The organism is Streptomyces sp. 7R007, from assembly GCF_054850255.1.
Window position 1 is genome coordinate 1 of record NZ_JBTWMV010000123.1, and the last position, 4,585, is coordinate 4,585.

The 4,585-nt window shown below is 71.7% G+C and carries 5 protein-coding genes; 2 read left to right on the forward strand and 3 right to left on the reverse strand.

From position 1 onward, the window contains the following. Positions 1-41: 41 nt before the first annotated feature. On the reverse strand, positions 42-845 hold the full coding sequence (locus tag ACYF6T_RS44270) for an SDR family NAD(P)-dependent oxidoreductase (protein ID WP_461703660.1): 804 nt from the start codon (positions 843-845) through the stop codon (positions 42-44). Between the two features lie 85 nt (positions 846-930). On the opposite strand from ACYF6T_RS44270, the gene ACYF6T_RS44275 reads away from it, so the two are divergent. Beyond that, positions 931-1,782, forward strand: a complete 852-nt coding sequence (locus ACYF6T_RS44275) for a helix-turn-helix transcriptional regulator (protein WP_461703661.1) — start codon at positions 931-933, stop codon at positions 1,780-1,782. Between the two features lie 863 nt (positions 1,783-2,645). Then, a complete protein-coding gene (locus tag ACYF6T_RS44280) occupies positions 2,646-3,218 on the forward strand; it encodes a MarR family winged helix-turn-helix transcriptional regulator (RefSeq protein WP_461703662.1) in 573 nt (190 codons plus the stop codon). A gap of 225 nt (positions 3,219-3,443) precedes the next feature. Here ACYF6T_RS44280 and ACYF6T_RS44285 read toward each other — a convergent pair whose 3' ends face one another. Both ACYF6T_RS44285 and ACYF6T_RS44290 read right to left on the reverse strand, forming a co-directional pair. After that, a complete protein-coding gene (locus ACYF6T_RS44285) occupies positions 3,444-4,157 on the reverse strand; it encodes a gamma-glutamyl-gamma-aminobutyrate hydrolase family protein (protein ID WP_461703663.1) in 714 nt (237 codons plus the stop codon). Next, positions 4,154-4,585: aldehyde dehydrogenase family protein (locus ACYF6T_RS44290; protein ID WP_461703664.1), on the reverse strand; the 432-nt coding region annotated here is incomplete at its 5' end. The genes ACYF6T_RS44285 and ACYF6T_RS44290, both read right to left, overlap by 4 nt.

Sequence of the window (4,585 nt, forward strand, 5' to 3'; positions counted from 1 at the left end):
TACGCGGTGAGGGCTCTGTGGATGGCGCTGGGCTGTCCTGGTCAGGCGCCGGCGCCGCCGTCGACCGGGAGGATCGCGCCGGTCACGTACGAGGCGCGGTCACTGAGCAGCCAGGCGGCCGCCTCGGCGATCTGCCGGGGCTCGCCCATCTGACCGAGTGGGATCGACTTGGTCATCTGCTCGACGACACCGGGGGTCGCCGCCTCCCAGGTGGCGACCATCTCGGTGGAGGTGCCGCCGGGGGTGATGCCGTTGACCCGGATACGGTCACCGGCCCAGTTCACCGCGGCGGTCTCGGTGAGGCTGTTGAGCGCGCGCTTCATGGCGCCGTATGCGGGCAGGGCCGGGTTCGCGCGGCGGCTGCCGATGCTGGAGGTGTTGACGATCGCCCCGCCGCCATTCTTGCGCATGAGAGCGGCCTGGGCGTTCATGGCGGTCCAGTGCGCGCGGAAGTTGATGGCGAACTGCTCGTCGATGTCCTCGTCACTGGTGGTGTGGACCGGGCCGAACTGCCGCTGGGGCACCGCGCCGTTGTTGAAGGCGCCATCCAGCCGTCCGTGCAGCTTTTCGACCTGGTCGACGGCGGCGCGGATGCCCGCGCTGTCGGCGAGGTCCAGGGTGACGGCGTCGGCGGTACCTCCGTCGGCGCGGATCTCTTTCACGATGGTCTCCAGGGCGTCGGTGCTGCGGGCGGCGAGCACGACGGCGGCGCCCTCGGAGGCGAAGAGCCGGGCCGCGGCCGCCCCGATGCCGCGGCTGGCGCCGGTGATGAAGATGATCTTGCCGGTGAGCAGGCCGCCGGGTGCGGTCTCAGTGGTGTCCGTGGTGTTCGTGTTGTTCGTCATGGCAACAGCGTCCGGCCGGCCGCCGGCCGGATGCAGGCACAACCAGTACTACGATCCGCCACGGGGCGGCGCGCACACTGGCCGTATGGACAAACAGGAGCTCGGGGCGTTCCTCCGCAGCCGCCGCGAGCGGCTCCGCCCCCAGGACGTAGGCCTCCCCTGCGGCCCGCGACGCCGCACCCCAGGTCTGCGCCGCGAGGAAGTGGCCGTCCTCGCGCACATCTCCACCGAGTACTACATCCGCCTCGAACAGGGCAGGGCGCCACGCCCCTCAGGCGACGTCCTGGCCGCCATCGCCGGCGCCTTGCGGCTCACCGACGCCGAGTCCGACCACCTCCACGTTCTCGCCGGCACCGCGCCCAACCGCACCGGAGTGCACCGGCGCGACGTCCGCCCCAGCATCCTCGCGCTCCTCGAACGAATGCCTCAGACAGCCGGCTTCGTGATGAGCGCCACGTGCGAGGTCCTCGCCTGGAACGACCTCGCGGCCGCCCTCATGGAGGACTTCGCCCCACTCACCCCCCATGAGCGCAACCTCGCCCGCCGGGCCTTCCCCGGATCGCAGTACGCCGATGAAACGCTCTACGGAATCTCCGACGCCGCCGACTTCCGGCTGGGCATCGTGACGCAGCTCCGCACCACCCACGCCCGCTACCCCACCGATCCCGCGGTGAGCGGCCTCGTCGACGAACTCCGCGCCACCAGCCCCGACTTCGCCCGGCTCTGGGAACGCCACGACGTACAGCCCGCACCGACGCTCACCAAGACCTTCCACCACCCGACCGTCGGCGACGTCACCGTCGACTGCGACACCCTCACCCTCACCGACCGCGACCAGCACCTCGTGCTCTACACCGCCCCGCCGGGATCCCCCGGCGCCGAGACGCTGGCTCTTCTGAACGTCCTTGGCGCCCAGGCGAGCGACTATCTGCACTAGCGCCGCAGCCGACCCCGACGGAGACCGCCGCTGACGGTTTTCCTGCCCGACGCACTGCGCCACGCCGACCGCCTCGACGACACGCCGTCTCTGTACAAGGCGCCGGCCCACGAGCTCACGCCGGCCTCGAAAGTTCGGCCGCCGCCACGCCCGCGGCCGCTTCGAACGCGAGGACCTGCAAGCCAGTCTCAGCGGCGCCGAGTGGCCGATCCTGCGCCCCGCAGTGGGCCGACGGCCTCGCGGCCCGTCTCCTCGAACGAGCCGATGACCCCGGCACCGACTGCTGACCCTGTCGACTGTCGACAGGGTGACGTGAAGGTGAGGCCAGTGACACCACAGCGTCGGACAGGACGAGAGCGCGCGGTGCGGTGCGGCCGGCAGGCCCCGCAGGTGCAATGGACGGCGGGCGAGACGCCGATGACCGGGCAGGCCCGCCGAATCGCCCGGCATCGTCGCGGCCCTGCTTGAAGTGGAGGTTACGGCTGTCGATCCGCGCCCGGGCGGGCCCGTCCGGCGAGCGCACGAGCAGGTCATCCAAGCGGGGGGTGGCGTTCCCCAGTGCGGCAGAGATGACAGAACAGGCCAGAATGCCGTCAATCATGAAGGCGCCGCGGAGGCTGCTCAAACTGCCGCGCCCGTCCTGGGGCAGTCCAGGGCCAGCGCGGCGTCGACGTCGGAACCGGCAAGGGACCAGCCCCTCGTGCGCGCAGAGCGGACCGCGTGACCTGGGCGTTCAGAGTGCGTTGCGGTCATGTCCGCGCCGCCACGGAGGCCCGTGTGCCCGCTCGAAATCTCGGGCGGGCGCGGCGAGCGGTCGTGCAGCTCATACAATTTGAGTCCGAACGACCAAGAGGAGCGTGCCTGTGCCGACCCATCGGTCCATCACCGAAGCGGAGAAGCTGGCGGCGGCCAAACTCGGCGGCATCCCGATCCACCGTGAGCAGATGGCGGTGGTCGCCAACATTTACCGAGCCGCCTCGACCGTCCGTCAGCACCTGGAGAACTCCGTGCTGCGCGGTGCCGATCTGACCTGGACCGGCTTCGTCGTGCTGTGGGTGGTGTGGGTGTGGGGCGAGTCGGAGACCCGGCACGTCGCGGACGAGGCCGGCATCTCCAAGGGAACCCTCACCGGGGTCTCGCGGACTCTCGAGGGACGAGGGCTGGTGCAGCGGGCCGTTCACCCCTCCGACGGCCGGCGGGTGCTGCTCAGCCTCACCGCGGAGGGCGAGGCGTTGATGGAGCGGTTGTTCCCGGAGTTCAACGAGGAGGAGGCCTTCGTCACCGCCCGGCTTGGTGACAAAGAGTGCCGGAGCCTCGCGGACGGGCTGCGGAAGGTCGTGCTCCAGATCGAGGAGAACGGCGAGGAGCGTCGCCGGGCCCTCCTCGACGGCGCCGAGCCGGCGCCCCGCCGCAGCGGGCGGCGCCCGCGGGGGTAGAGGCTCGGCAGGCAGTCTCCGTTACGCCGGCGTCCCGCTCCCCCGGCGGCCGGGGCAACCGTCCCCGCTGCTTCGCCCCCCACGGCAGCTGTGCGGTGACCGGATCCTGCTGTCCGGGGCTCTTGCGGCGGCCATGGCCGTGAGCGTCCGGCCGGGCGTCGTGTCGCCGAGGTCCGGGCAGACGGCAGCGCCGGTCGTCTGCGGCGCAAGACGACCACGGCGGTGTCAGCGACTGCCCCCCGCGGCTCGGACGAGGGCGTCGAACAGGCCCTGCTGGGCGGGATCCTCCCGGGCGGTGTCCTCCGGGTGCCACTGGACTGCCGTGAACCAGCTTCTTGCGCCGGGCAGTTCGAGGCCCTCCACGGTGTCGTCGGCGGCTCGTGCGGTGACGAGGAGTCCGGCGCCGAGGCGGTCGACACGCTGGTGGTGGTAGCAGGACGCCTCCGTCTTCGCGACGCCCGTGGCCTGCTCCAGCAGGGTGCCGGGCCGGACGGCCACGGGGTGCACGACGTGCCGGTGCTCGCTCTCGGGGCCGCCCATGTCCTGTTCGAGGGTGCCACCGAGGGCCACGTTGACCACCTGCAGGCCGCGGCAGATCGCCAGCAGGGGCAGGCCCAGGTCGAGTGTGCGGCGGGCGGCTTCCAGGTCGAAGGCGTCCTGGAGGTCGTCCACGTCGTAGACGCTGTCATGGGTGTCGCCTGCTCCGTAGCGGTGCGGGGCGAGGTCGCCGCCTCCGGGGAGCAGCACCCCGTCGAAGCGGGCCAGCCGGGCGCCCACGTCGGTGGTGGCGGGGTCGGCCGGGTGGATGACCGCCGGTTCACCGCCGGCCCGCCACACCGCCTCGACCAGGGCGCGCGCGGTGACCTCCGCGGCGTACCTCAAAGCGGAGGCGGTCGCGGAGAAGCGGGCGGGAACGGCGATGAGAGGACGGCGCGTCACAGCTGGATCCAGGTGGTCTTGAGTTCGGTGTACTTCTCCAGGGCGTGGGCGGACTTGTCGCGGCCGTTCCCGGACTGCTTCATTCCGCCGAAGGGGACGGTCAGGTCGCCCTCCTCGTAGCAGTTGACCCAGACGGTGCCCGCCTTCAAGGCGCGCGAGACGCGATGGGCGGTGGAGAGGTCGGACGTCCACAGGCCGGCGGCGAGACCGTACTCGCTGGCGTTGGCAAGCCGGACCGCCTCGTCCAGGTCGTCGAAGGCCAGGACTGACAGCACGGGGCCGAAGACCTCCTCCCGGGCCAGCCGCATTCCGGGGTCGACGTGGTCGAAGACGGTGGGTTCGAGGAAGCAGCCGCCGGTGTCGGTGAGGGTGCGGGAGCCGCCCGTGAGCAGGCGGGCGCCCTCCTTCAGGCCGGTGTCGATGTGGTC